Annotated in this window: 1 pseudogene; it reads right to left on the bottom strand. The window is 69.9% G+C overall.

Annotation, left to right across the window (positions count from 1 at the left end):
* Nucleotides 1–108 (bottom strand): annotated as a pseudogene (locus tag G3I71_RS52080) (mini-circle protein); the annotation flags it as partial.
* Nucleotides 109–471 lie beyond the last annotated feature (363 nt).

Genomic DNA, 471 nt, shown 5'->3' with positions numbered 1-471 from the left:
GGAGACGCCGTCGCACTTGGCGCGGGCGGTGTCGCGTGCGTAGTCGAGGAACGTGGTGAGCTGGGTGCGCTCGTCCCACGCGGGCGGCGTGTCATCGATTCTGGTCATCGCCCGAAGGGTTGCCGATCGGTGCGACCGGTGTCGAGGCATTTGTCGACGGTCGCGGCTGCGGCCGGGTGTCCCACCAGCCGGCGCACCGCGATCCACCGCCGCGACACGGTCGGCGTGCCCGACGAACCAGGGGACGCCCATCGGCATTTGCCGGACGGTGGCCGATCGGCGGCCTAACGTACGGATCAGGTGCTGCCCGCGGCAGCCACACGAGGAGGAACCTGTGTCATCGCCCTGTGACCCCGAGCACGCTTCCCCCGGAGATGTCGGCGCGGCGCTCATGATGATCGACTCACGGCTCAAGGCCGTCTACGACGGCAGGACCGAGACCGACCCCGAGCAGCGGGAGCTCGTCGACCA

It is taken from the genome of Streptomyces sp. SID12501 (genome assembly GCF_010550245.1).
In the GTDB taxonomy this organism is placed as follows: Bacteria; Actinomycetota; Actinomycetes; order Streptomycetales; family Streptomycetaceae; genus Streptomyces.
This window is presented reverse-complemented; position numbering and strand designations above follow the sequence as displayed.